Origin of the sequence: Acidaminococcus sp. HCP3S3_G9_1 (assembly GCF_052122455.1) — a bacterium.
Classification (GTDB): Bacteria; Bacillota; Negativicutes; order Acidaminococcales; family Acidaminococcaceae; genus Acidaminococcus.
Genome location: NZ_JBQKCH010000021.1, coordinates 14,947 through 40,506, shown reverse-complemented (window position 1 = coordinate 40,506; position 25,560 = coordinate 14,947). Strand labels below are relative to the sequence as shown.

The following is a 25,560-nucleotide window of genomic DNA, read 5'->3' as shown; positions in this document are numbered from 1 at the left end:
GTTGGGTCCAAAAATGAGCACGCCAATTTTAAAGGATTCAAATTGTAGCCTGTCCAATTTTGTGGGCAGGTGCTACTCTTAAAAAGTGTCCACACTTATGGGTACAGTATAACGGCAGGGCCGCACGGATCCGTAGGGGCCGCACAACCGGCGGCCCGCCAGAACTACGAATCCCTGACCCCAACGCCGTAGGGGCTAGCCGCAGGCAAGCCCTTCCCGGCCGCCCAAGGGGCCTCTACAACGACGAACGACCCACGATGAATGAAACCAAAGGAGAAATTTCAACCATGTGCATTGAATCCGATTGGAAACTGTTCAGAAAACGCCTTCCAGGTTGGCAGGGAAATTACATGGCCACCCTGCTGGAACAGTATAAAGCCATCCTGGAAGAAGACACCCAGGCAGCCGAAAGGTTCCATAAACTGGAGGATGAACTCCTGGAACACAGAAAAGATGCAGGCGTACTCTGCGAAATGCGCAGGTCCCGGATGTTCAGCAACATCCTCTGCCTGATCCACGAAGGAGCCATCACCCAGGACGATCTGGAAGGCTTCAGCGAAGAACTGAGAAAACGAGTGGCTGGCTGGTTGAAGATGGAAGAGAAGGAAGATAGTAAAAAAGAGGTAAGGCATCGAGAGAGCAACTGGGTAAGGAATCCGGTTAAAAAAATCAAACCGTAAGTCCCCCCAGAGGGCATGCATCAACCGCCTCCCGCCAAAGGAGACCATTTGCCATGGGCAAATGTTTTTGAAGGAAAACGCAGCCCTGTGGGCTGCTAACCCACCACCCATGCTGGGCATGGATACCCCCGCCCTTGCAAAGGGCGGATATAAGACCGCCGGCCCTGCGCCCCTACAACGTTGGAATCGGGGGCCGACAACAACGGTCAGAGAAACGGATCCTCCGATAACCCCGTCCTCAGAATTTTCCGTGGTGAATCCCTGACCCCAACGCCGTAGGGGCTAGCCGCAGGCAAGCCCCTCCCGGCCGCCCAGAGGGGCCCATTCCGCACAAAAAAAGAGCCGTTGCCTGGGCAACAGCTCTTTTTTCAATTGCAGCGAAGGTGGGAATACCCTTATTCGCAAATGGTTAGACGAGCACGATAAAGACGGCAACTAGCCAAAAAATACCCCCGGGCTAGCCCCCCAGGGGTATTCGTGCAAGTATGCACCTTTTGTCCTTCTGGCTGATTCCATTATAGGCCAGAAAGACAGGAAAGTCAATTACGGGAACGGTATTGTATGTGTCAACAAGTTCTTGGAGAAGCCTCCATCACAGTACCGTTATTCATGCATGTTTGAAAGGGCAGAGTGAAGAGTGCAGAGGGAAGAGCGGGACGGCAGGGCCGCCCGCTCCATGCATCAACCGCCTCCCGCTAAAGGAGACCATTTGCCATGGGCAAATGCTTTTGAATGAAAACGCAGCCCTGTGGGCTGCTAACCCACCACCCATGCTGGGCATGGATACCCCCGCCCTTGCAAAGGGCGGATATAGAACCATGGGCCGGGCTGCCGTACAAAGTTGGAATCGGGGACTGACAACAACGGTCAGAGAAACGGATCCTCCAACAACCCCGTCCTCAGAATTTTCCGTGGTGAATCCCTGACCCCAAGGTTGTAGGGGCTAGCCGCAGGCGAGCCCATCCCGGCCGCCCAGAGGGGCCCATTCCGCACAAAAAAAGAGCCGTTGCCCGGGCAACAGCTCTTTTTTCAATATTTGGCGGAGGAGGTGGGATTCGAACCCACGGTCCCTTGCGGAATCGCCAGTTTTCAAGACTGGTGCCTTAAACCACTCGGCCACCCCTCCATAAGCTAACAGAGTTAGTATATCGTAGTGATTTTCCCTTGTCAAGGAACTCTGCCTACTCTTTTTATCCAACCTAGTGTATAATAAAAGTACTGCAATCAAAAGGAAAGGGCGGGTGGACATTGTGGATCTGGTGGACAAGCTGAAGGAATATTCCGTGCTTACGGAGGAGGAGTATAAAGAACTCCTGCTGACGGAGGATCCTCTGCTCCGGGCCAAGCTGTTCCGGGGGGCCCAGGAGGCCATGAATTTTGTGTTCCACCGGAAGGTGCATTTCCAGGGGGTGCTGGAATTCACCAACCACTGTCCCCAGAACTGCCTGTTCTGCCGCCGCCGGGAAGAGAACAACGACCTGCCCCGTTTCCGGCTGAACTGGGAACAGATCCGGGGCGCCTGCGAACTGGGGTACCAGATGGGGATCCGGTCCTTCCTGCTCCAGGGCGGGGAAGACCACTACTATACGGACATGATCATGTGCAACCTGCTCCGGAACCTGCAAAAGCAGTTCCCGGACTGTGCCCTGGGGCTGTCCATCGGGGAACGGAGCCGCCAGTCCTACCACCGGCTCCACCAGGCCGGGGCCCAGCGGTATTTCCTCAGCTTCCAGACCGCGGATCCTCTCCATTTTTCCCGGCTCCATCCTCCCACCCATTCCCTGTCCACCAAAATCGCCTGCATCAACGATCTGAAAGACCTGGGTTTTGAAACGGATACCGGGTTCCTGGTGGGAGCCCCTTATGAACAGGCGGAATACCTGGTCCGGGATCTGACCCTGCTCCAGGAGCTGGCTCCCCATTCCATCACCCTGACCCCCTTCCTGCCGGAAGAGGGGACACCTTTCTACCAGCAGGACCGGATGGCCCTGGAAGAATACCTGCGGCTTACGGCGGTGCTGCGGATCCTGTTCCCCCGGGCCAACATTGTGGCTCCCTGGTCCATCCGGCGGATCCATGCCCACGGCCAGATCCTCAGCGTCCAGAGCGGGGCCAATGTGCTGCGGATGCCCATGGCGCCTCCTGCCGGCCCGGAAGACCTGAGCCAGGACGCTCAGAAAAAGATGCTCCACACGGTGGAAGTCATGTACCGGTATCTGAAAAATTACGGGTACTATCTGACCCCGGGCCGGGGAGATTCCCTGCTGTATCCCCACCGGGTGGAAGACCCTGAGCCCGCAGCCCTGGAAGAGGCCAAGACGGAAGAGACGGAAAATCCCGAAACTGAATAAAGAAAACCAAGATATGTTGTTAAAACAACATATCTTTTTTTGTTCCTCCCGTATACTATGACATGTAAGGAAACAAAGAACCTGCCGCTAGGCCAGGTTCTGCTGATAAGGAAAAACAAAAATCATCATACAATGGAGGAAATGAAAATGGAAAACGCAAAGAAAATCACGGGCGAAATGCTGGTTGGCAAGATCTGTGCTGAACATCCGGAAGCCATCCCGGCTCTCCAGGCTGTAGGGATGCACTGCCTGGGCTGCCCTTCTTCCCAGATGGAATCTTTGAATGACGCTGCCTTCGTCCACGGGCTGGACCCTCAGAAGGTGGTTGACGCTGTGAACGCCGCTCTGGCGGAAAACTGAGGGGAGGGGAGACCATGAGCGCATTTCTGGGACCCATCCATCACTGGCTGTACGGCAAGATCCAGCTCCAGGAAGCCATCATCGCCCGGATCGCCGGAGAAGCGGAAAAACAGGGCTGGGGCACCGGGGACAAACCGGCAGCTGACTATGTAAAGGAAGAAACCCGTCCTCTGGACGAACTGATCGACACCACCAACATCCACGGCTGGCTCCAGGGCCGGATCCACGATGCGGAAGGCCGTTATGCCCAGCTGGTGTCCGCCCTGCTCCACCACAACGACAACCTGCTGCCGGAACTGGAAAAACTGGCCCGGGAAGTGGGCCAGGACCGGGCTCTGGGTTCGGACGCCGATGCTTCCGCCATCTACCGGGCCTTTGAAGACGCCTTCCTGAACGGCATGCCCTGCGACCGGGTGAACCAGGTCACCGACCAGAATCCGGATGCCTTCGCCTGGGACCAGACCGATGATCTCCACGGGGGCTACTGGCAGGAAGCGGACGTGAACCCCCGGGTGTACTACATCCTGCGGGATGCCATGATGGAAGGGATGCTGGAAAACACCGGCTACACCCTGGAACAGGAAGACCACACCCATTACGTGCTCCGTCCCAAAGCGGCCTGAAGGAGGAAGAACCATGACCTACAGCATTGAGTGCATGAAAAAAGAACATGAGAACATCAGCCGGATGCTGGAAGTGATCCGCCAGGCCTGCATCGGGATCCTGGAACTGTCTCCGGTGGACGTGGGGGATTTTCGGGACATGGTGGATTTCATCCGGAACTATGCGGACAAACATCATCACGGGAAGGAAGAAAAGTTCCTGTTCCCGGTGATGGTGCAGAAGCTGGGCCGGGTGGCGGACAACCTGGTGACCCACGGGATGCTGGTGGAACACGACCTGGGCCGGGACCACGCCATGAGCCTGGCCACCGCCCTGGATGAATACGAAAAGAATCCCAAGACCGAATACAAGCTGGACATCCTGACGGAAGCCATGGGCTACGCACGGCTGCTGAAGCGCCACGTGGAAAAGGAAAACAACGTGGTGTACACCTTCGCCGAAAACCAGCTGACCCCGGAAGACCTGGCGGACATCGACGCCAAAAGCAGGAAATTCGAGGAAGAAGAAGGGGCCAAAGGGGTCCAGGACCATTACCTGGGAATTTTGGAACGGTTGGAGAAGAAGTATCTGTGAGTAAAGGGGCTGCTTGGAAAAGCAGCCCCTTCTTTGTGCTATAATGAAACCATCTTCTATTCTAGGGAGCGTGATGGTATGGATGCACAGAAAATCATTGAACGGGCGGTGGATGACCGGTACCGGGAGGAACTGATCGGCCTGAGCCGGAAAATCTGGGAACTGGCGGAAGTGGGCTACGAAGAAACCCGGTCCGCCGAAACCCTTTGTGAGGCCCTGGAACACCACGGGTTCGCCGTTACCCGTCATCTGGTGAACATTCCCACTGCTTTCAAAGGCGTCTGGGGCAAGGGACGCCCGGTGGTGGGGATCCTGGGAGAATACGACGCTTTGCCGGGACTCAGCCAGGAAGCGGGCTGCCCGGTGAAAAAGCCGGAACACGAAGGCTGCCCCGGCCATGGCTGCGGCCACAACCTGCTGGGCACCGGGGCACTGGCCGGCGCCCTGGCCCTGAAGGACTATCTGGAAGAAACCGGCAAACCGGGCACCGTGGTGTATTTCGGTACTCCGGCAGAAGAAAACCTCAGCGGCAAAGCCTTCATGGCCCGGGACGGGGCCTTTGACGGGGTGGACTTCTTCCTTACCTGGCATCCGGCTCCGGAAAACCGCACCGCCACCCCCCACCTGAACGCCAACGTGTGCCGGACCTACAAGTTCAAAGGCATCACCTCCCACGCCGGAGGCGCTCCCGAACTGGGCCGCAGCGCCCTGGATTCCTGTGAGATCATGGGGGTGGGGGCCAATTACCTCCGGGAACACGTGATCATGGAAGCCCGGATCCACTACGCCTATCTGGACGTGGGCGGCCGGGCCCCGAACGTGGTCCAGGACCATGCGGCGGTCCGCTATGTGGTCCGGGCCCCCTATTACCGGCAGGTGAAGGAAATCGTTCCCCGGCTGGACGACGTGGCCCGGGGGGCGGCTCTCATCTGCGGCACCCAGGTCACTGTGGAACGGGAATCCGGCTATTCCGAATACATCAACAACAAAGTCCTGGCCCAGGCAGCCACCGAAGCCTTCCACGCCATCGGTGCGCCCCAATGGGATGACCGGGACTTCGCCCTGGCCAAAGCCTTTACCGATTCCTTCAGCGACAGCATGAAGACCAAAGAAAAGGACATGATCCTGAAACGGTACGGCCGGGACCGGCTGGAAGAAAAACTGGCCCGGCCCCTGGATACGGAGATCAAGGACTTTGATCCCGACCGGGAAGAACTGGATTTCGGCTCCACCGATGTGGGGGACGTGGGCTTCATCGCTCCCACCTACTACTTCAACGTGGCCACCGAAGCCCTGGGCACTCCGGGCCATTCCTGGTACAAAACCGGCCAGGTGAATTCCAGCATCGGCCAGAAAGGCATGCTCACCGCCGGCAAAGTCATCGCCCTGACTGCGGTGAAAGTCCTGGAAGACCCGGCCCTGCTGACAGCCGCCAAAGAAGAATTCCAGGCCAAGAACAACGGCCAGTACGACTGCCCGGTGGCAGGAGTGGAGAAGCTGCCGAAGCTGTAAGGGCCGGGAAGGGCGGGCCTTCGGCCCGCCCCTGCGGCGTCTCCGTCGGACATTCGGGCTGCTGGTCAGAAAAACACAGATGCCCCGACAATTCCGTCCCTATGGTTTTCCTGATGGATCTTTGACCCCAACGCTGTAGGGGCTTGCCGCAGGCAAGCCCATCCCGGCCGCCCAGGGGGCAAAAACGTTCAAAACCAGATGCGGTAGCATCTGGTCTCTATCGGCCGCTGACCGCTGACAAAAAAAAGACCGGCAGCCGCCGGTCTTTTTTCCTTACTCTCAGTCTTCTACTTTTTCAATGGCACTTGCCGGGCAGCCTTCCATGGCAGCCAGGGCATTGGCTTCTTCTTCAGCCGGAACAACATCGGGAATGGCTTCCGCCACACCGGCGTCCGTCATATGGAACACAGCAGGGCAGGTCCCTTCGCACAGCCCGCAGCCGATACAATTTTCGTTAACCTTGAATTTCATAACAGTCACTCCCCTTTACTTTGGGCCCGGCACCGGTATTCGGTGACCGGGCCTCTTTATGGTTCCAGTATAGCCCGGGAACCTGAAAAAAACAGTTGGTGGAACAACGAATGAAAAAAATAGTGAAGAGTGTAGAGTGAAGAGTGAAGAGCAGGGACGGTGGGGCCGGACCGCCTCACGCCAAAGGAGACCTTTTGCCGGAGGCAAATGCTCCCGAATGGAAACGCAGCCCAGGGGGCTGCTAACCCACCACCATTGCGCAGGCGCAACGGTCCCCCGCCCTTGCAAAGGGCGGATAACAAGTACGTGGGCTTCGCCCTTGTACTGAAATAAACAATGGGCCGAAGGCCCGAGCGTATATCCGCCCTTTGCAAGGGCGGGGGACCAGCCGCAAGGCTGGTGGTGGGTTAGGCGCCGCAGTACCCGGCGCCGTCGTCCTTCCCGGCCGTCGGTCGGGCCATACGTTCAGAACCAGATGCGTCAGCATCTGGTCTCCACAACGATGAACGACCAACGACAGACTCGCTCCCCACAATCTACCTGTAACAACTGCAAAAATGATAAAAATACAAATATCCACAAATTCCTCACTTTATTTTCATCTTTTATTCATTATCACAATTTTATTCATTTGGCGTAAATTCCTTATTGAAGACTGAAATACAACATATTACAATGAGAAATGTAATTTCAGCAGAATGGATTGCAGACAGGAATGAAAATCTACAGCTGATAAGAATAAATCGTTACTGGAATGCCAAAATACAGACAGTATAGAAATATGGCAGAAACGGTGATTCCGGTGAAATTGAGCAAGGGGGAGACCTATGAACAGGATCTACAAGGTCATCTGGAGCAAAGTGCGGAACAGCTGGGTAGTGGTATCGGAAATCGCCCGGAACCACGGGAAGGAACATTCCCAGCGGAAAAATATACCGGGGGGGTATATGCCCTGACTCTGGCCCTGGCTCTGGGCCTCACCTGGCCCTCAGGAGCATGGGCGGCGGATAAAACGGTTGATCTGGGCAATGGGGGCGCCGCGGCTTACGATAACAAGGGCAATCTGACTGTAGGGAAAGTAGTTCAAGGCCAAAGCACTGACAAAAAAGGTGAAAATAACACTGCCATTGGTACCCAAAGCGATACCCTCCGCAACGTAACGGAAGGGGATACCACCAAAAACGGCCAGCCCATGGATGCAGCCAATACCAAGTTGGTAGACGGGGAAGGGGCAGCCCATAAACTGGACACCTCCACTGAATCCGGCGGCTCCACAGCTGTAGGTTACAATAACAAGGCTGAAGGGGACAATTCCACCGCCATCGGCAACACGGCAAAAATCACCAACAAACCCATAACCTATTACGCCGACAAAGACGGCAACAAGACTACATCTACCGACAATGCCGCCTGGTACAAGGACAGCAGCGGCAATCCCACCCAGGTGCCCCAGGTGTTCCGGGACGCCGACGGCAACACCACTACTGTGCCCCAGTACGTCCATACTTATACGGTCAAAGATCCGGATACCGGGGTAGAAACCACCAAAACCGAAATCACCAGTGATGCCGCAAAGGCCGACCAGAAAGACGGCAAGCCGGTATACAACTACCAGAAATCCGACAACCTGGATAAACTCTATTCCGTCACCCTCTACCAGGCCGCCAGCAATTCCATCGCCGCCGGGTCCAGTGTGACCGCCAACGGGAACAACGCCGTGGCAGTAGGGTACAATTCCACTGCGGACAATTCCGCCGTAGCAGTGGGGGATACGGCTGTGGCCAGTGAAAATGCCGTATCCATCGGCAAAAATACTAATGCCAGCGTGGAAGGCTCCATTGCTCTGGGTAAAGATTCGAAAGCAGACCGCTCCGGCGGCATTACCGGCTGGGACCCCAAGACCGGCACCACGTCCACCCAGAGCGGCCTGGCCTGGAAATCCACAGAAGGCGCCCTTTCCGTAGGCAGCGGCAGCGTCAGCCGCCAAATCACCGGCGTAGCCGCCGGCAGTGAAGACAGTGATGCCGTCAACCTGGCTCAGCTGAAAAACGCCATGACCCATTACTACAGCGTGAAGACCACAGCAGATACGGATGCAGCCGGGAACAACAACTACCTCAACGATGGCGCCACCGGCGACAATGCCCTGGCCGCCGGGGTCAGCGCTGTGGCCAAGGGGAACAATGCCACGGCTGTGGGTACCCAGACCTATGCGTCGGGAGAAGATGCCTCTGCTTACGGATACCGGGCTGCAGCCATGGGGAAAGACAGCGTATCCATCGGTTCCGGGACCAGTGCCCAGCAGGAAGGAGCTGTGGCTATCGGTGGACATGCGATTGGAAGTAATTCTATTGCCATCGGTTCAGATTATCGCAGCAATCGGGTTAGTGCTGCCGGTAGCAGTTCTATTGCTATTGGCGGGTATACCAACAGTGATTACAATGTTGCCATTGGTTCCGGGTCATCCACCAGCGGCCCGTATGCCATCACTGTTGGCGGTTCTGCCACATCGGATCATGCAGTTTCTATCGGCGGTGTAGCTGGAAATTCACAGGCAACGGCCGTAGGCAGCGGCTCTTCAGCAACGGGTCAACAGAGTACAGCCATTGGGGCTTATTCTGCAGTCAGTGGCAGTCATGCCGTTACCGTGGGTGGTACAGCCTCGGGCGATAATGCCGTTTCTGTAGGCGGTGTGGCTTCCGATAATGCAACTGCCGTAGGACGTGGTTCAACCGCTTCCGGCGGCCAGAGTACGGCCGTCGGTTTTCAGTCGGCTGCTGGTGGAAGCAATTCTACAGCAGTGGGCTTGAGTGCTGCGGCTTCCGGCTCTTCGGCTACAGCGGCAGGGTATGGAACAAATGCACAAGGTAATTATTCTACGGCCCTGGGGAACATGAGTTCAGCAAGAGGGGAAAATTCTACGGCCGTTGGCGGAGCCAGTGCCAGAGGAAAGAATGTGACGGCTATCGGCAAGAGTTCCACCGTGGAAGGTAATGGCTATTATGATGATTCGGTTACGGACGCAACAGCCATTGGCGGTGCCCATGTTGGCGGAGATGCAAATTATTCTACGGCCATCGGTTCCAATGCTACGACAAATCAGAATTATGGCGTGGCTTTGGGCTACAATTCCAATGTATCCTATGCAAGTACAGGTATAGGCTCTGGAACCAAAGCCTCCAATACAGGTACGGCTGTAGGCTATAATGCTCAGTCTTCCGGATACCAGTCCGCTGCCGTAGGGGCTGGTTCCAATGCTACGGGACAAAATGCTGTTTCTTTGGGTGGCGGAGGAGCCTGGGGGAATTACAGCATTGCCCTGGGATCCGGAGCCGGGACCACGGCTCATGGCATTGCCTTGGGACAGAACAGTGGGGCCTGGGGTGAAAACGCCATTGCCATCGGCGAAGGGACCAATGCCTGGCGGGCCAACTCCATTGTCCTGGGGAAAAATTCCAAATCCGGGGCGGATAAAAATATCGAAGGCTATGACCCGCGGACCGGCATGGCTTCTGTGGATGATACCTCAACCTGGCAGTCCACGGACGAAGCTGTTTCCATCGGCCGGGCAGAAGAACGGGATGGGGATGGCAAAATCACTGCCACTGCCATTACCCGCCAGCTGAACAATCTGGCTGCTGGTACTCTGGATACGGATGCCGTCAACGTGGCCCAGCTGAAAGCGGCCACCCAGAAGGTCAATGTCCATGACTACAGCGTCTGGTCTCCCGATACGGAAACAGATACCAACTATACCAACGAAGGTGCTGTGGCTAAAAATTCCATGGCAGCCGGTGTCAGCGCCAAGGCGACGGGCGACTCTGCTGTAGCCATCGGCAATGGCGCTCAGGCAGAGGGAAAGGGTGCCACGGTCATCGGCAAGAATGCCAAGGCTACGGGCCAGTATGCCACGGCCTTTGGCGGGCTGGAAACCACTGATAAAAAAGGAAATATTGTCAATATTATCAATACGGCCAGCGGTGCATCTTCCACGGCCTTTGGCCAGGGTGCTCAGGCTAAAGGTGCTGCTTCTCTGGCTTTTGGCCATAATACGGTGGCAGGTGCAGATGACGGCAGTGGCCAGCAGTCCGTGGCTTTCGGCGAAGACACGCAGGCTCTCGGCGGCCGTTCCCTGGCCTTTGGCGAGAAGACCATTGCCAAGTACAATGACTCCGTCGCTTTCGGCAACGATACCCGCGCTTCTTCCACGGGCGCCACGGCCTTTGGCAACCGTACCCGTGCTCTGGCACAGTATTCCACAGCCTGGGGTAACGCCACTGTCGCCGCCGATGAAGAATCAACGGCCTGGGGCACGGATACCATCGCTGGTGCCAAACTCGACGAGAATGGTGCTGTGACCAACAAATACACGGAAGATGACACGAATAAGACAGAACAGATGGATGTCCATGGCAATCTTGCCTACACGTACACATCTGCTGCTGATAATAAAGTTCATACTGCCGGCATCAAGCAGATGCCAATCGACAGCGGCAGCGAACTCCACGATTATGTGGTTCTGGCCGGCAAGGATGGCAACACCTACGTCCGTGATTATCAGGGCAGTCTCTGGAAGGTCAATGTCGATGCCAATGGAAATGTTACCATTGATACGTCGGCAGGTACGAACGGTAAAGTCTACAATGGCCAGAAGAAGACCTCTTCAGCCAAAACTACGATTAATGGTACAGAAGTCGCCATTACGCCGGACAATGTGCTGACGAAAGCCCATGAAGGAACGAACGGCTACAACATCGACGGCTATAAAGATGCCACGGCCTTCGGCTATTCCACCGAGGCTTCTGGCGACTACGCCACGGCCTTCGGCAACGACACCAAGGCCGCTGCGGCAGGTGCCACGGCTTTCGGCTACAAGACGCTTGCTTCCGGTGAGAACTCCACCGCCTTTGGTGAGAATTCCATCGCCGCCGGCAAGAATTCTTTGGCGGCCCTCGGCGCTACCACAACAGACGCTGCAACTAACGCGGCCGCCATCGGGAGCGGCGCCAAGGCAACCCTGGCGGACAGCGTGGCTCTGGGCAGCGGGGCTCTGGCCAACCGTGCCAGCGGATCCAAGGGCTATGATGTGCTGACAGGAACTGCCAGCACAAATACTTCCGCGGCTTGGGTTTCCAATGCCAACGCCCTTGCTATCGGCAACGACACGGAAGGCAGCCTGCTGACCCGCCAGATCACCGGTGTGGCAGCCGGGTCCCTGGATACAGATGCGGTGAACGTGGCCCAGCTGAAAGGGGCGGGCCTGAGCTTCACCACAAACACCAAAGATGCTTCCAACACCACGGACAACTACAAGGGCTACAAGGTGGTCAGCCGGAAACTGGGAGATACGATTTCCATCAAGGCCAGCGACGAAGCGGCTAACCACAGCTACAGTACCGCCAACCTGACCACCCGGATTGCGGAAAACGGGGATATCTCCATCCTCATGGACGAGAATCCGGCCTTTACGTCGGTTACCACCAGCGATGTGATTTTTGCCGGCAATCCGGACCTGACGGACAAGGACGGCAAGGCGGCCAAGGCGGATACCAATGCCGCCTACGGTACCAAGACCTTGACGGACAGCCAGAACATCACCTCCGCCGGTAATGACACCCAGGCCACTCGCCTCCACTATAAGGATGACCAGGGCCATACGTATGAAGTCGCCACCATGGATGACGGCCAGATCTACGCCGGCGATATCAAGACCGATGGCACACTGGACAACACCGGCTTTGCCCGGACCATGAACCAGAAGACCACCATCAACGGCGGCGTGACGGAAAAGGATAAACTGACCGATAACAACATCGGCGTGGTCTCCAACGGCACCGACACCCTGACCGTGAAACTGGCCAAGGACCTCAAGGACCTGAACTCCGTCACCACCGGCAAGACCGTCCAGAACGACAGCGGCATCAAGATTACCAACAATGCAGGCGATGAGACCAAGAACGTCATCATCAACGGCGACCAGATTTCCTTTGGCGGCAACCAGGTTAACAACATGGGAAGCGGCTCCGACGGCACGGCTGATGGAAAACCGACCTACAACACGGACACCAACGGCGCCAATATCGGCGATGTCAAGAATATCGCGGGCAGCACCACGGATGCAGCCAAGCTCACTGGCGACTCGAATATCACCGTCACCTACAATGATGCGGCTGCCGGCGGCAAGAACACGGTCAAGCTCAACGACAGCATCACGCTGGGCAGCGATGACGGTAAGAAAGTTACCATCGACGGTACGAAGGGCACTATTACGGTTGGTGATAAAGTCAGCTTTGATGGCAGTACTGGCAAGGGCAGCATCGGTGGCGTGACCATCGGCAGTCAGACCGGCGTTGCCACCACTAAGAAGGATGGCGACAAGGCCAAGACGGAAGACGGCACCTTTGTCACGGGCCTGACCAACACGACCTGGAACCCCGATGCCAACGGTATCGTCAGCGGCCGGGCGGCTACGGAAGACCAGCTCAAGACGGTATCTGACACGGTCAATGCCGGCTGGGAACTGGATGTCAACGACGGCAAGCAGAAAGATGTGACGCCTACCAGCAGGAAGGTCAACTTCAAGCAGGGACAGAACATCATCATCTCCGGCAGCGGCGACGATGTTACTGTGAGAACGGATGATACGGTGCGCTTTACGACGATTAACGTAACAGGCGATAAGGATGCTTCAGGCAGCTACACCGGCGGCATCACCATCGGCAAGCAGTCCGGCGGCAATAGCGCCAACCCCGGCCCGGGCTACTATATCACTGGATTAGAAAATACGAGTTGGAACAGCAGTCAGATCCAGAGCGGCCGGGCGGCTACGGAAGATCAGCTCAAACAGGTTGCCGAAGATATCAAGCATGGCACGGTAGACGGCGATAAATACATCACCGGCGGCAATGCTACCTATGATGAATCCGGCAAAGGCTCGGCGGCTCTTACCGGCACCAATGGCCTCGAGGGCACGATTTCCAATCTTCACGATTACTATGTCACCAGGGGCGAAGTGTCGAATGATGGCAAGACTTTGATCATGACCAAGAATGACGGCACTACCTTCAATGTAAGCCTTGATAAAGTCATGCAGTCGGATATGCGCCTGGTGAAGAACCCTGCCAGCAAGGACGGCAAGTACACCGTTGATAATAATGGTGATTTGACGATCACTGTGCAGGATGCCAATGGTACAGAAGCAACGAAGCAGACCATCACGCTCTCCGGCCTGGCTTCCAAGGAAGAAGTGGATAAAGGACTCAATTTCGCGGCCAACTCCGGCACGGCTTATAATGCCAAACTGGGCGGCAAAGTGACCATTAAGGGCAGTGATCTCAAGACAGGCCATGACTACAGCGAAGATAACCTGACCACCGAAGTCGATGCCGACGGCAATATCACCATCAAGATGGACAAGGACCTGACGGCTAACACGGTGACAGTCAGCGGCAAGGATGGCAAAGACGGCCAGATCGGCATCACCGGCAAGGACGGCGCTGACGGCACAGTGACCACCATCATCAAGACCATCGGCAAGAATGGCACCGATGGCAAGAATGGTACGCCTGGTGTCAACGGCACCGACGGCATCACCCGCATTGTCTATCAGGACGGTGAAGCCGGCACTACGACCCATACCGTGTCCACCCTGGATGACGGCCTGAAATTCGGGGCCAATATGCCGGTGGCCGGCAAGACAGCCAATCCGGTGGGCAATAAACTGAACAGCACCATCAACATCAAGGGGGCCGGCACGAAAGAACTGGACAAATACTCCGGTCAGAATCTGCTGACTTCCGTGGAACAGGATGCGGATGGCAACACCACCATCCATGTACTCATGGACAAGAACATCTCTGCGGACAGCGTGGTGGTAGGCCAGGAAGGCAAAGCCGGGAATGACGGCAAGGATGGGTACATCGGCATCAACGGGAAAGACGGCGCTGATGGCATCACCACCACCATAATCCGTACGGAAAAAGGACAGCCCGGTGCTGACGGCAAGAATGGCAAACCTGGCGTGGACGGCACGGACATCACCCGTATCGTCTATACGGACAAAAATGGGCAGAACCCCCAGACCGTAGCTACGCTCGATGACGGCCTGAAGTTCGCCGGCGATGACGGCCAGAATGATGATACAAAAGTCATCAACAAGAAGCTCAATAAACGGCTGGATATCGTGGGCAAAGCCCAGGGTGACCTGACGGACGCCAATATCGGTGTGACAAAAGATGATAATGGCAAGCTCTACATCCGGCTGGCCAAACATGTAAATCTGGATGATGGCACCCTGCAGGCCGGTGATGCTACGATTGGCCACTTCACCAACACGGAACTGACCACCAACAAGGGCAACCATCCGGTTGATGGCAGTTATACGATTGGTCTGTCCAATAAGGACTGGAGTGTAACGGCCCCGGATTATGTCAGTGGCCGGGCTGCCACCGAAGATCAGCTGGCCAAAGTCAGTGAAGCCATCACTAATGCCACCACAGCTGCCGGCAAGCGTACCGTGGTCACGGTCAACGACAAGTCTGATCCGGCAACCGCTGATCCGGGGACCAATACCTATGGGGAATATGACAAAAAGAACGGCAACCTGATGATTGCTGCTGAAAGAGACAGCGATGGCCTCATGACCTACAACATCAAGCTCAACGACAATCTGGCCCTGGGCAAAGACGGTGCGGACGGTCAGGAAGGCTCCATTGGCCTCACCGGCAAAGATGGTCTCCCGGGGACCGACGGTAAACAGAGGTACAGTACTACCATCATCAAGACGGAAAAGGGACAGGCAGGAAAAGATGGCAAGACCGGCAAGGAAAATCTTAGCGGCACGGACATCACCCGCATTGTCTATACCGATAAGGATGGCCAGAATGCCCAGACCGTGGCCACCCTGGACGACGGGCTGAAATTCGTGGGCAACGACGGCCAGGAAGTCACCCGGAAGCTGAATGAGACCCTGTCCATCAAAGGCGGCTTGGATAAAGACGCTGTAGCCAAGGCATCCAGCAAGAACCTGGGCGTCCGCAAGAGTGGCGACGGACTGGAAATCGTCATGACCGATACGCCGGACTTCACCAAGGTCATGGTGGGCGGTGACAACAAAATCACCATCGGCGGACAGACCAATTCCGACACCAAGAATCCGGCCAACGGTAACTACATCACTGGTCTGAACAACACCAAGTGGGACAAGGACCATGTGACGGAAAACCGGGCCGCTACGGAAGGGCAGCTCCGCGATATTGTCGGCTCCATCACCAATCAGAACCAGGGCGGTGGTTTTGCCCTGACGTCTGATGAAAAAGGCGCTGACAAGATTGTCAAGCAGGATTTGGGCAAGGCTATCCAGATTAAAGGTGACACGACCTACAAGGCTGATGGCACTGTGGAAAAAGCTGGCAACATCAAGACTTCCATAGACAATGGAGCCATCAAAGTTGAACTGAATAAAGATGTCGACCTGACTAAAGACGGCAGCATCAAGGCTGGCGAAACGACCATCAATAAAGATGGGGTGAAGACTAACGAAGTCAAAGTCGGTGACATCACCATCACCAAAGACGGCATCAACGGCGGGGCCAAGCAGATTACCAACATTGCCAGCGGCATTGACGGCAAGCAGTATGCCGATGCCGGCGACAACAATGCGGCCAGCATCGGGGATGTGAAGCAGCTGGCCAAGAATGAAGCAAAGGCTTCGGAAGCCAAGAGCGGCAAGAATATCACCGTGAAGGATGACCATACGGTGAACCTGAATGATGATATCATCCTGGGCAATGATCCCAATAAGCAGGTTGCCATCAAGGGCTCCAACGGCCAGGTAGTCATCGGGTCCGGTGACAGCACCATGACTCTGGGCAAGCAGTCCAATACAGCGGGAGACAGCAATCCGGCAGACGGGAACTACCTGAACGGTCTGGACAACCGGAAATGGGATGGAGAACACATCCAGAACGGCCGGGCCGCTACGGAAGATCAGCTGAAGACGGTCAGCGACAAGGTGAACAGCGGCCGCAAGTTCCAGGGTGATGACGGCAAAGATGTGACCGTGGACCTGGGCAAGACTTTGAACATCAAAGGCGGTGCCGCAGACGTCAGCGATGCCAAAAACATCGGTATCGTGAGAGGGGACGATAATACCCTCAATGTACGCCTGGCCAAAGACCTGACCGGCCTCAACAGCGTCACCACCGGCAGCACCACCATCAACAACAGCGGGCTGATCGTGAAGACCGGGGATGCCAACCGGACCATCACTGTCCAGGACGGCAAGGTGGACATGGGCGGCAACCAGATCCACAATGTGGCACCGGGGACGGCACCGACCGATGCGGTGAACGTGAGCCAGCTCCAGCAGACCGGCCGGGCCATCAACCAGCTGGGCAACAGTGTGAATAAACTGGGTGCCCGGGTGGACCGGGTAGGGGCCAACTCCGCAGCCCTGGCCGCCCTCCATCCCCTGGACTTCGATCCTGACGACAAACTGGACTTTGCCGTGGGGGCCGGCAGCTACAGCGGCGCCAATGCGGTGGCCCTGGGGGCCTTCTACCGGCCCAACGAGGACGTGATGTTCAGCCTGGGGGGCAGCACCGGCGGCGGTGAAAACATGGTGAACATTGGCGCCACCTTCAAGCTGGGCCAGCACAACCACGTATCCAACAGCCGGGTGGCCATGGCCAAGGAAATCCGGGGCCTGAAGGAACTGGTGGCCAAGCAGGAAGGGGAGATGCAGCAGCTGAAGACCCTGATGAACCAGATGGCCGGCCGGACCGTGATGAAGGTGGACAAGGATGCCCTGTTCCCGGATATCCCTGAAAACCACTGGGCCTATGACTACGTGACCAAACTGGCCAAAGCAGGCATTGTGGAAGGGTACGAAGACGGAGAATTCAAAGGGAACCGGATGATGACCCGGTACGAATTCGCCGCGGTGATCTACCGGGCCATTATGGCCGGAGCTGGTTCCAACCCGGCCCTGGACCAGGATGGGACCCTGGGGAAACTGGTGAAGGAATTCGACGGAGAACTGAAATACATCCGCATCGACGTGATCGAAAAAGACAGACACGGAAAGCCCACCATCGAAAGGGTGCGGACCGTGGAAGACAGTGAAAAGCATCATGGGAAGTAAAAAAGAGGGGGTGCTGCGCAGAACGCGCAGCACCCCCTAGCTGTAGAGCCGCGTAGCGGCTCAAGTCTGGAGTCTGAAGTCTGGAGCCGAATGTTAAATTTGCATGCAAATTTTTGAATATGTAGAACCTTTGGACGAAATGATGGCTCAGATTGATTTCGATTCTGGTTTTACATAATCAAAAGGATCCGTCCAGCCAGGCGGATCCTGTCCTGAGGCTTCCGACTTCAGACTCCGGACTTCCGACTAAGGGGCTGCTGCCCAGGCAGCAGCCCCTTTTTTACAGACTATGTACCTCTTTCAATCCCTGGACCAGCCAGCTGCCCTGGGCATCCATGAACCCCCAGCCCTGCTTGCCCTTGGCCGGTGCCAGATGGCTTTCCCGGGCAGTCCGGACCAGCCCCGGCACCTTCCGGTTGGGGTTGGGCACCAGGAAGCCGCCCAACCGGCGGCCCGCCATTTGTACCATACGTTGACCCCAACGGCGTAGGGGTTCGCCGAAGGCAAACCCGTCCCGGCCGCCCGGAGGGCATGGCAAGAAGTCAGAAACGGCCCCAGGGGCCCGGCCGCCCTCTTTCATACTTTTTTTCTCCGGCCAGGTATGGTAGAGTAGTACTGACATAAGGAAAATCTTTTCAGAGGAGGACTGAAAATGTTTTGCATAAATTGTGGTACGAAACTGCCGGATGGGGCCAAATTCTGCTTTAACTGCGGGGCCAGGATGCCGGAAATGCCAAACGGTACGGTGCCGGAAAGTGCCCCGGCGGCAGACAAAGAGGCAGGGGCCTCGGCAGGCAGCACGGCCGCCCCAGAGGCTCCCGCCACATCCGGACAGCCCGTTGCAGAGACGGCCCCTGCACCTGTGGAGGAAACCCTGCCCGATGTGCCGGGCAGCCAGTGCGTCATCCTTTCCAAATATCACATCGATTTCCCCCGGCCTCTGGCCCTGCGGCGGCAGCTGTGGGCCTCCTTCAACCGGGAAGGGGCACGGCAGAGACGGCTTGTGGGCCGGTATATCCGGGAACACGTTGCGGTGGAGGAATACACGGACCCGGCTTCCCTGGTGGGGGACCTGACCAGGATCATCTTTAATGCCTGCGATCCTTCCATAGAGGCGGCGGTGGAAGTCCTGCTCAATCACGGCATTGATTTTATAAGCAAAAAAGATCTGGAAGACAGACTTTTTGAGCAGTACAAGAAAACAGAACTGGTTACCGGGCTGGCCGAAGACCAGGCGGTGATTGCCCGCTACCTGGAGCAGCTGGGGGAAGAAAAAGAGATGAACAAGGCCCATTGGCAGGGAGGCGGCTTCGGCATCACCGGAGCCATTACCGGTGCGGTGAAAGCCGGCATGCTCAACATGGCTTCTGACGGACTGAGCGCCCTGGGACGGGCTGTTACGGGCAATTCCTATTCAGACAGGGCCAAACGGTTCATCCGGCAGCGTCTGGACCGCCGGAATTACGGGAACCTGGGGGGGAATCTGGCGGACAACGTGATTTCCGTCTGGCTGGTCAACTACCTGATGGTGACCCTGACAGAGCATCACAAGCTCCCTCCCTTCAGCTTCCGGAACAAAGAAGTGGAGAGCCGGCTGGACAACATCGAGGTGATGATGGAAAAAGGCCGCTGCAGCAAAGAAACGGCTATGGAGACCCTTTGTGACTGCCTGACCCAGACTGCGGACAGTCTTTCCGTTTACCGGGCCATGGCGAAACTGGCCCCGGAGGCCATTCCGGATATCCTGAAAGTGGCGGATGCGGAAGGAGAGGGGCTTTCTCTGGCCGGGGATTTATGGAGCGGCCTCCATCAGAAAGGGAACATCCCTTTTCCCTATTGGGTGGACTGCCTGGGCATTGAAAAAGGCCAGGCCATCAGGACCCCGGGGGAAATGGCGGCTCTCCAGTATCTGATGCGGGAGTATCCGGAAGGGTATGAGGAAGAACGGGTTGTGCTGGTCAATGCCAGCGACCAGACCCTTCCCTTCTATCCGGAACTGGAACATGTTTCTTATTACGGGTTCGGTGACCATCTCCAGTTTGCCTATGAAGGGACGGAGCCCCTGGATTTTGCAGCCAAAAAGATCCGCTTCTATAATATCCGGTTTGCCCCGCCTTATGAGGCAGTGGCCGCGGCCCAGGTGGAAAATTTCAAAAAGGACGCCCGGAAGGCCCTGGACAAGGGAGACCGGCAGCAGGCGGCGGCCTCTTATCAGGCGGCTGCGGACATGGGGGACAGGGAAGCCATGTGCCGGTTGGGACTTGTGTGCCGGGATCTGGGGGACCCGGAAGAAGCGGCCCGATGGCTGAAGACGGCGGCAGAACTGGGGGATCCCAATGCGGCCTGGGAATTCTACCGGCAGAGTGTCCAAAACGGATCTCCGGAATACGACTACCTGTCCGCGGCGGCCAAATGGGGCCATGGGGAAGCCAATATGAAAGAGGGCGAACTCTATGAAACCGGGACGGAAATGGAAGACGGCCAGGACTTTGACAAGGCCGCAAAGTATTATGGGAAGGCTGCGGAACTGGGCGTAGAAGGGGCCGCAGAAGCCCTGGAACGGACCAACAAGGCACGCCATACCCCAGCCTTCCAGGAGGCCCTTTTCAAGAACTACCAAAAATACAAGGACAGTAACGAAGAAAGGGCCCTGGACTACCTTCGGCGCAGCGCGAAACTGGGATACGGGAAGGCCCGGGAAGTCCTTGCTGCCTGGGATCTGGAACAGGGGGCCCGGCTCCGGCAGGAAGAAGAAACGGACTGGCCGGAAGTCTGTGCCCTGTACCAGGAAGCGGCGGACTGTGGCAGTCCGGAAGGTTGTTGGGAACTGGCCCTTTTGAAAGAAAGCGGGAAAGGGACGGCTGTGGATCTGGCAGGGGCAGCCAGCTTGATCCGCCAGGCGGCTGAAAAGGGCGTTGGGCCGGCCTGTGCCCGGATGGGCCTGGAGGAAGCCAAAGCCGGTCATAAGGAGGCCGCCTTCCAGTGGTATCAGAAAGGGGCTGAGGCGAAGGATCCCCAGGCATGTCTCCAGGCAGGTCTGTGCCGGGAAAAGGGAACAGGCTGTGAAAAGGACCTGGAAAAAGCCCGGGACCTGCTGCGCACAGCCCTGGCCGGAAATCTGGCAGAAGCCCTGGCCCCTCTGCAGCAGGTGGACCTGGCCCTGGGGGACGCATTCCAGGCGGCAGGACGCGTTGAGGAGGCTCTGGCCTGTTATGAAGAGGCCGCAGCAGGAGAAAACGCCGAAGCCATGGTGAAGGCTGCGGGTATCCGGGGCAACCAGGATCTGGAAGACTGTTACGATTATGGGAAAGCCATGAGCTGGTATGAACGGGCGGCCGCTCTCCAGCCGGAAACGGAGGAAACGAAAACCGCCCGGATCTGTCTGAAGGCGGCCGGTGAATACTCGGAACTTCTGGCCTATCTGGAAAGCAAGTATGGGGCTCAGCTTGAAGGCAGCCATTACTATCTGGGGGACAATATCCCCGGAGCTCTTCTGGACAACGCCATGAAGGCCTACGGCAGCCGGCTGGGTGTGGACCGCTCTGAAGTCCTGCTGCTTTGTGATGCCTCCAACGCCCTGCTCTGGGGAAAGGGAAAGAAAGGGTTCCTTCTGACAGAGGAAGGGGATATCTTCACCTCCCAGGGCGGAAAAACCTTCGTGGATGATTTCTGCCGGGTCTTCCTGAACCAGGATCGTGCGCTCCAGAGTGACACGGGTTTTGTCCTTTGTACCTTTGAAGAAAGTGACTGCAGCAGTCTGGATGCCAATTTTGCCTCCTGGCTGTCAGAAGATGTGATCCTGTCCAAGGAAGAATACGATCTTGCCGAAGCCCACGGTGTTTTTGCCAATGAGGAAGAGAAAGACGAAGAGGAAGACAGAACAGAACCCTCCGGCAGCCAGGCGGCGGAGAAAGCCCGGCCTGCCGCTCAGGAGGCGCCCGCTGCCTCCGCTGACCACCCGGCCGCAGGTTTCTGTTCCCAATGCGGAGCACCGGCCAAACCGGGGGCCCGGTTCTGTTCCCATTGCGGTGCTCCTCTGGCAGTAGTGCGGTCTGCGGAAAAAGAGACCTCTTCAGAAGGAACTGACCGGGCAGCCCTCCTGGCCTTTGTACAGCAGCTGGCTCCCATGGCCAATAAAACCAATACCTATCTGTACTGTGCCCCTGATATCCCGCCCAAGAAGATGGCCAATGCCCTGTCCAGCTATGCCCAAAGCTATGGGCTGGATCCGAAGGATGTCCTTGTCCTTTGCGACAAAACCGTAAGGGGAACCGCCCGGGACGGCTTTCTCCTGACCTGGGATACCCTCATTTCCTCTGAAACGGGAGCCGTTCCCCTCAAAGAAATCGGCCGGATAGAACCGCCCACCAGCATGTGGAGCGGCAAAATAATCCTCCAGCCCGGGAACCGGAAATTCCTGAACATAGCCCGGGATGACGAACTGACAGCGTTCTGTGAAGGGCTGAACAAGCTGCTGAAGAGCAAGTAAAGAGGGCAGAGAGCAGAGCGTCAGGGCTTGGCAAACTGATGAAAACGTATTTCATCGATTGGCCGCACCCTGCAAAGACCAGGACCCTCCGGAGTATTGCGTTGTTATCGGTCCATGGACAACGGCGGCGTAGGGGTTCGCCGAAGGCAAACCCATCCCGGCCGCCCAAGGGGCCAAAACGTTCAAAGCCAGATGCCCGGCATCTGGCTTCCTATATCACGATATGTTATACTGTACACGGTGTTGTCTATACGGTAGGCGGTCAAATCTTGCCCCAGAGATGGGGTGGAGCCCTATGACGAAATACGATTTTTTTACCTTTTTGGTAATCCTCTTCGTGATTATCGTTGCAATTCGGGCATAAAGAAATCCGCCTCCAGCTTCCAACAGTAGGCGGATTTCTTTCCATACACTGCTATGGGGCTGACCGTCACCAGACAGCACCTTTTGTATTTTCATTATAACACAGATCCATAGGATTGCAAGGAGAACGGAGAACGAAAAGCGGCCAGCCGCTTTTCAGTCTCGCGCCAAAAGGAAACCATTTGCCGGGGCAAATGGACATGAGCTTACAGTCTCTGGTCACTAGTCTCCAGCCGATGGAAGGAACCCGCAGGGCGGGTTCCTGGGAATATCCGAAACCCGCAGGCCGGGAAGGGCGTGCCTGGGGCCCGCCCCTGCAGCGTCAGGGTCTGGCAAACCGATAACAACGTATTTCATCGATTGGCCGCACCCTGCAAAAACCAGGAACCTCCGGAGTATTACATTGTTATCGGTCCATGGACAACGAGGTTGTAGGGGTTTGCCAAAGGCAAACCCATCCCAGCCGCCCAGAGGGCAATACATTCAAAGCCAGATGCCCGGCATCTGGCCTCCAAAACGACAAACGATGAACCCGAAAAAAGCCGCCACCCGAAGGTGACGGCTGTCCTTTTTAAAAGTTGGTCGGGGCGACAGGATTCGAACCTGCGGCCTCTTAGTCCCGAACCAAGCGCGCTACCAAACTGCGCTACGCCCCGACAACACAAATAAATTATAGAGGGTCAGCGGCCATTTGTCAACTGTTCTTTGCCAAATTCCGGAAAAATTTTCAGCCGGATCTCGAAAGGCCGCTCCCAGGGCAGGTTTACGGCAAACTGGGCGTCCCGGAACCAGTACCGGGTCCCGACCTCTTCATAGTAGGGGAACTGGCGGCAGTACCACAGGAGCACCTGGTGGTAGATCCCCAGCTCCCGGGACAGGTAGCAGGTGGCGGCGTTGGGATAATCCCCGCCTTTTTCCGGGTCCACGCCGTTGAAGTCCTGGAGCTCCGCCATATGGGGACGGATCAGCTTCTGGTAGGCCCAGTCGTCCAGGAACCGGGCGTAGTTGAACCGGAAATTGGCGCTGTACAGGGCAGGAAGCTGGTCCTTGGGCAGCCGTTTTGCCTGGCCGGACACAATGGTCCCCTGGGCCACGGCGGTACCGATGGCGTTGGAGGCGGTGTTCCAGCCGGAATAGGACAGCAGCCGGGGCAGGGGCGTCCCGTTGGCCATGAGATGGGGCAGGATGCAGTCTCCGGCGGCGAACCGGGTGGACAGGTCCACCAGAGCCACCGGTTTCCGTTCCATCAGGCTTTTGATGTCTCCGGCGATCCTGGTATAGTCTTCGTCCTTTTCCCCGCCGCAGTGGATGTACAGGACGAAATCCGCCCCTTCCAGGGAACCGGTTTCCACCCCGTTGGCCAGTTTGATCTTTTCCTCCGCAATCTGCCCCAGGGTCAGGGGGACGAAATGGAGGGTGTAATCCTTCATGGCCGGGTCCCCGTAGAGCACTTTGATCCTGGGCCGGTATCCGGTGCGCCGGCTGTAGATCCTGGCAGCGGCCAGGGTGCCCAGTTCATCCGCCCCCTGGGAGGTGTAGATGGGGGGATGCAGGTCGTAGGCGTTGGGATAGGCCCCCGCGTTCAGCCGGTTGTAGTTGGGCAGGCCGTAGGGATGGGCATCGTCCTGGCCGATCACCAGGTCCGTCAGGTTCTCTTCGGTGACGAACTGGACCAGCTCCTCATTGAACCGGTCGTTGTCCCGGTACAGGGTGATGTACTTCCACTTCAGGTCCATAGGGATCAGGGCCTTGACTTCTTCGTATTTCTCCTTGTCGTAGGGCAGCCCCCGGATTTTCTTGTCCATGTTGATGGTCCAGGTCATAAGATGCCACTGGTACCACCGGTCCGGCAGCACATGGTCGCTGATCAGCAGACGGGGGATGATGGAATACAGGTAGAACTGCTTGTCCGGGTTGTCTTCCTTCAGGTCCTCCAGATAGGTGAAGAAATCCCCGGCTTTCCGGTCTGTCAGGGGCTCCATCCGGGAATGGAGCAGGCCTCCGAAGATCAGAAGGTCCGAAGAAAGGAGGGCCCCCTGCTGGCCGGGTATGATGCCGGTGAGCCAGGTTTTGAGCGCCGGGACCTTGGCCGGTTCGTCGTACCAGTCCATGATCTCATTGGGCGGAGCGGTGAAGCGGATGCCCCCCAGGGCCCCCAGTTCTTCGGTGAAATCCCGGCAGGGAGGCCGGTTGTCCAGAGGCAAAAGGGCCCAGTTTTCCGCAGCCGGCACCTCTCCGGGAGAAAAAACAGCCCCTCTGGGTGCCAGAGTATGATACAATACACCTGCGGCCATGGCTGCAGCGGCAAGAGCCAGAAGGGGTTTCTTCAGCTTCACGGGGGGATGCTCCTTTCACAGTATAATAATCTATTATAACGTACGGAAGAGGTTTTGTGTATGCGAATCATTACGGGAAAGGCCAGGGGACTGAAACTGGTGACCCCGAAGAACTATCTGGTGCGGCCTACAGCGGACCGGGTGAAGGAAGCCCTGTTCAACATCATCCAGAGCCGGATCCCCGGCAGCACCGTGCTGGACGCCTTTGCAGGCACCGGGAACCTGGGGCTGGAAGCCTGGAGCCGGGGAGCGGAACAGATCGTCTATTTCGACAAAAGCCGGGAGAGCCTGAAGCTGGTGAAGGCCAATGTGGAAAAGGCCCGGGCCGGGGAACAGGTGACCCTGATCCACACCGACGCGGTGAACGGTCTTGCCATGATGGCCCAGCAGGGAAAGGCCTTCGATGTGATTTTTTCGGATCCGCCCTATGACAAGGGTCTGAACCGGAAAGTGGTGGAGGCCCTGGAAAAATGGCCGGTGCTGAAGGAGGGCGGTCTCCTGGTGCTGGAACACTCCCTGGAGGAGGATCCGGCAGACTATCTGCCCCAGGGCACAGAATTCCGGCAGGAAAAGTACGGAGATACGAAAATCTCCCTAATAGTGTGGAAAAGCTGAACCGTTTTTGTTATAATGGTACGTAGCAAATCTGCTTCTCTTG

At 56.9% G+C, this 25,560-nt stretch carries 12 protein-coding genes and 2 tRNA genes; 9 read left to right on the top strand and 5 right to left on the bottom strand.

Annotated features, from left to right (window positions below):
- Positions 1 to 287 precede the first annotated feature (287 nt).
- On the top strand, positions 288 to 680 hold the full coding sequence (locus tag ACTQY1_RS10750) for a multidrug transporter (protein ID WP_441369154.1): 393 nt from the start codon (positions 288 to 290) through the stop codon (positions 678 to 680).
- A gap of 1,037 nt (positions 681 to 1,717) precedes the next feature.
- On the opposite strand, the gene ACTQY1_RS10745 is transcribed toward ACTQY1_RS10750, so the two are convergent.
- Positions 1,718 to 1,806, bottom strand: a tRNA-Ser gene (locus tag ACTQY1_RS10745).
- Between the two features lie 115 nt (positions 1,807 to 1,921).
- Between ACTQY1_RS10745 and hydE the strand changes: the two genes are divergently transcribed.
- From hydE to ACTQY1_RS10720, 5 genes are all read left to right on the top strand, one after another.
- The gene (gene hydE / locus ACTQY1_RS10740) at positions 1,922 to 3,031 is read left to right on the top strand and encodes a [FeFe] hydrogenase H-cluster radical SAM maturase HydE (protein ID WP_022488170.1); all 1,110 of its coding nucleotides are present in this window, start codon (positions 1,922 to 1,924) and stop codon (positions 3,029 to 3,031) included.
- Positions 3,032 to 3,178: 147 nt separating this feature from the next.
- Positions 3,179 to 3,391, top strand: a complete 213-nt coding sequence (locus tag ACTQY1_RS10735; protein WP_022488169.1) for a DUF1858 domain-containing protein — start codon at positions 3,179 to 3,181, stop codon at positions 3,389 to 3,391.
- Between the two features lie 14 nt (positions 3,392 to 3,405).
- Positions 3,406 to 4,014, top strand: a complete 609-nt coding sequence (locus ACTQY1_RS10730) for a hypothetical protein (RefSeq protein ID WP_022488168.1) — start codon at positions 3,406 to 3,408, stop codon at positions 4,012 to 4,014.
- Positions 4,015 to 4,027: 13 nt separating this feature from the next.
- The gene (locus ACTQY1_RS10725) at positions 4,028 to 4,588 is read left to right on the top strand and encodes a hemerythrin domain-containing protein (protein ID WP_022488167.1); all 561 of its coding nucleotides are present in this window, start codon (positions 4,028 to 4,030) and stop codon (positions 4,586 to 4,588) included.
- A 78-nt stretch (positions 4,589 to 4,666) separates the two neighbouring features.
- The gene (locus ACTQY1_RS10720) at positions 4,667 to 6,100 is read left to right on the top strand and encodes an amidohydrolase (RefSeq protein WP_154487324.1); all 1,434 of its coding nucleotides are present in this window, start codon (positions 4,667 to 4,669) and stop codon (positions 6,098 to 6,100) included.
- A 279-nt stretch (positions 6,101 to 6,379) separates the two neighbouring features.
- On the opposite strand, the gene ACTQY1_RS10715 is transcribed toward ACTQY1_RS10720, so the two are convergent.
- On the bottom strand, positions 6,380 to 6,571 hold the full coding sequence (locus tag ACTQY1_RS10715) for a ferredoxin (protein WP_154487323.1): 192 nt from the start codon (positions 6,569 to 6,571) through the stop codon (positions 6,380 to 6,382).
- 781 nt (positions 6,572 to 7,352) lie between these two features.
- Here ACTQY1_RS10715 and ACTQY1_RS10710 point away from each other — a divergent pair.
- On the top strand, positions 7,353 to 17,714 hold the full coding sequence (locus ACTQY1_RS10710) for an S-layer homology domain-containing protein (RefSeq protein WP_441369155.1): 10,362 nt from the start codon (positions 7,353 to 7,355) through the stop codon (positions 17,712 to 17,714).
- Positions 17,715 to 17,994: 280 nt separating this feature from the next.
- On the opposite strand, the gene ACTQY1_RS10705 is transcribed toward ACTQY1_RS10710, so the two are convergent.
- Complete coding sequence (locus ACTQY1_RS10705) at positions 17,995 to 18,183, bottom strand: hypothetical protein (protein ID WP_441369156.1); 189 nt, start codon at positions 18,181 to 18,183, stop codon at positions 17,995 to 17,997.
- A gap of 183 nt (positions 18,184 to 18,366) precedes the next feature.
- On the opposite strand from ACTQY1_RS10705, the gene ACTQY1_RS10700 reads away from it, so the two are divergent.
- The gene (locus tag ACTQY1_RS10700; protein ID WP_441374183.1) at positions 18,367 to 22,203 is read left to right on the top strand and encodes a zinc-ribbon domain-containing protein; all 3,837 of its coding nucleotides are present in this window, start codon (positions 18,367 to 18,369) and stop codon (positions 22,201 to 22,203) included.
- Positions 22,204 to 23,145: 942 nt separating this feature from the next.
- Here ACTQY1_RS10700 and ACTQY1_RS10695 read toward each other — a convergent pair.
- Both ACTQY1_RS10695 and ACTQY1_RS10690 read right to left on the bottom strand, forming a co-directional pair.
- Positions 23,146 to 23,222, bottom strand: a tRNA-Pro gene (locus tag ACTQY1_RS10695).
- 24 nt (positions 23,223 to 23,246) lie between these two features.
- Positions 23,247 to 24,902, bottom strand: coding sequence for a DUF4127 family protein (locus ACTQY1_RS10690; protein ID WP_441369157.1), 1,656 nt, complete (start codon positions 24,900 to 24,902; stop codon positions 23,247 to 23,249).
- Between the two features lie 60 nt (positions 24,903 to 24,962).
- On the opposite strand from ACTQY1_RS10690, the gene rsmD reads away from it, so the two are divergent.
- Positions 24,963 to 25,517: a 16S rRNA (guanine(966)-N(2))-methyltransferase RsmD gene (rsmD, locus tag ACTQY1_RS10685; protein ID WP_022487438.1), complete on the top strand. Its 555-nt coding sequence runs from the start codon at positions 24,963 to 24,965 to the stop codon at positions 25,515 to 25,517.
- The last annotated feature ends 43 nt before the right edge of the window (positions 25,518 to 25,560 follow it).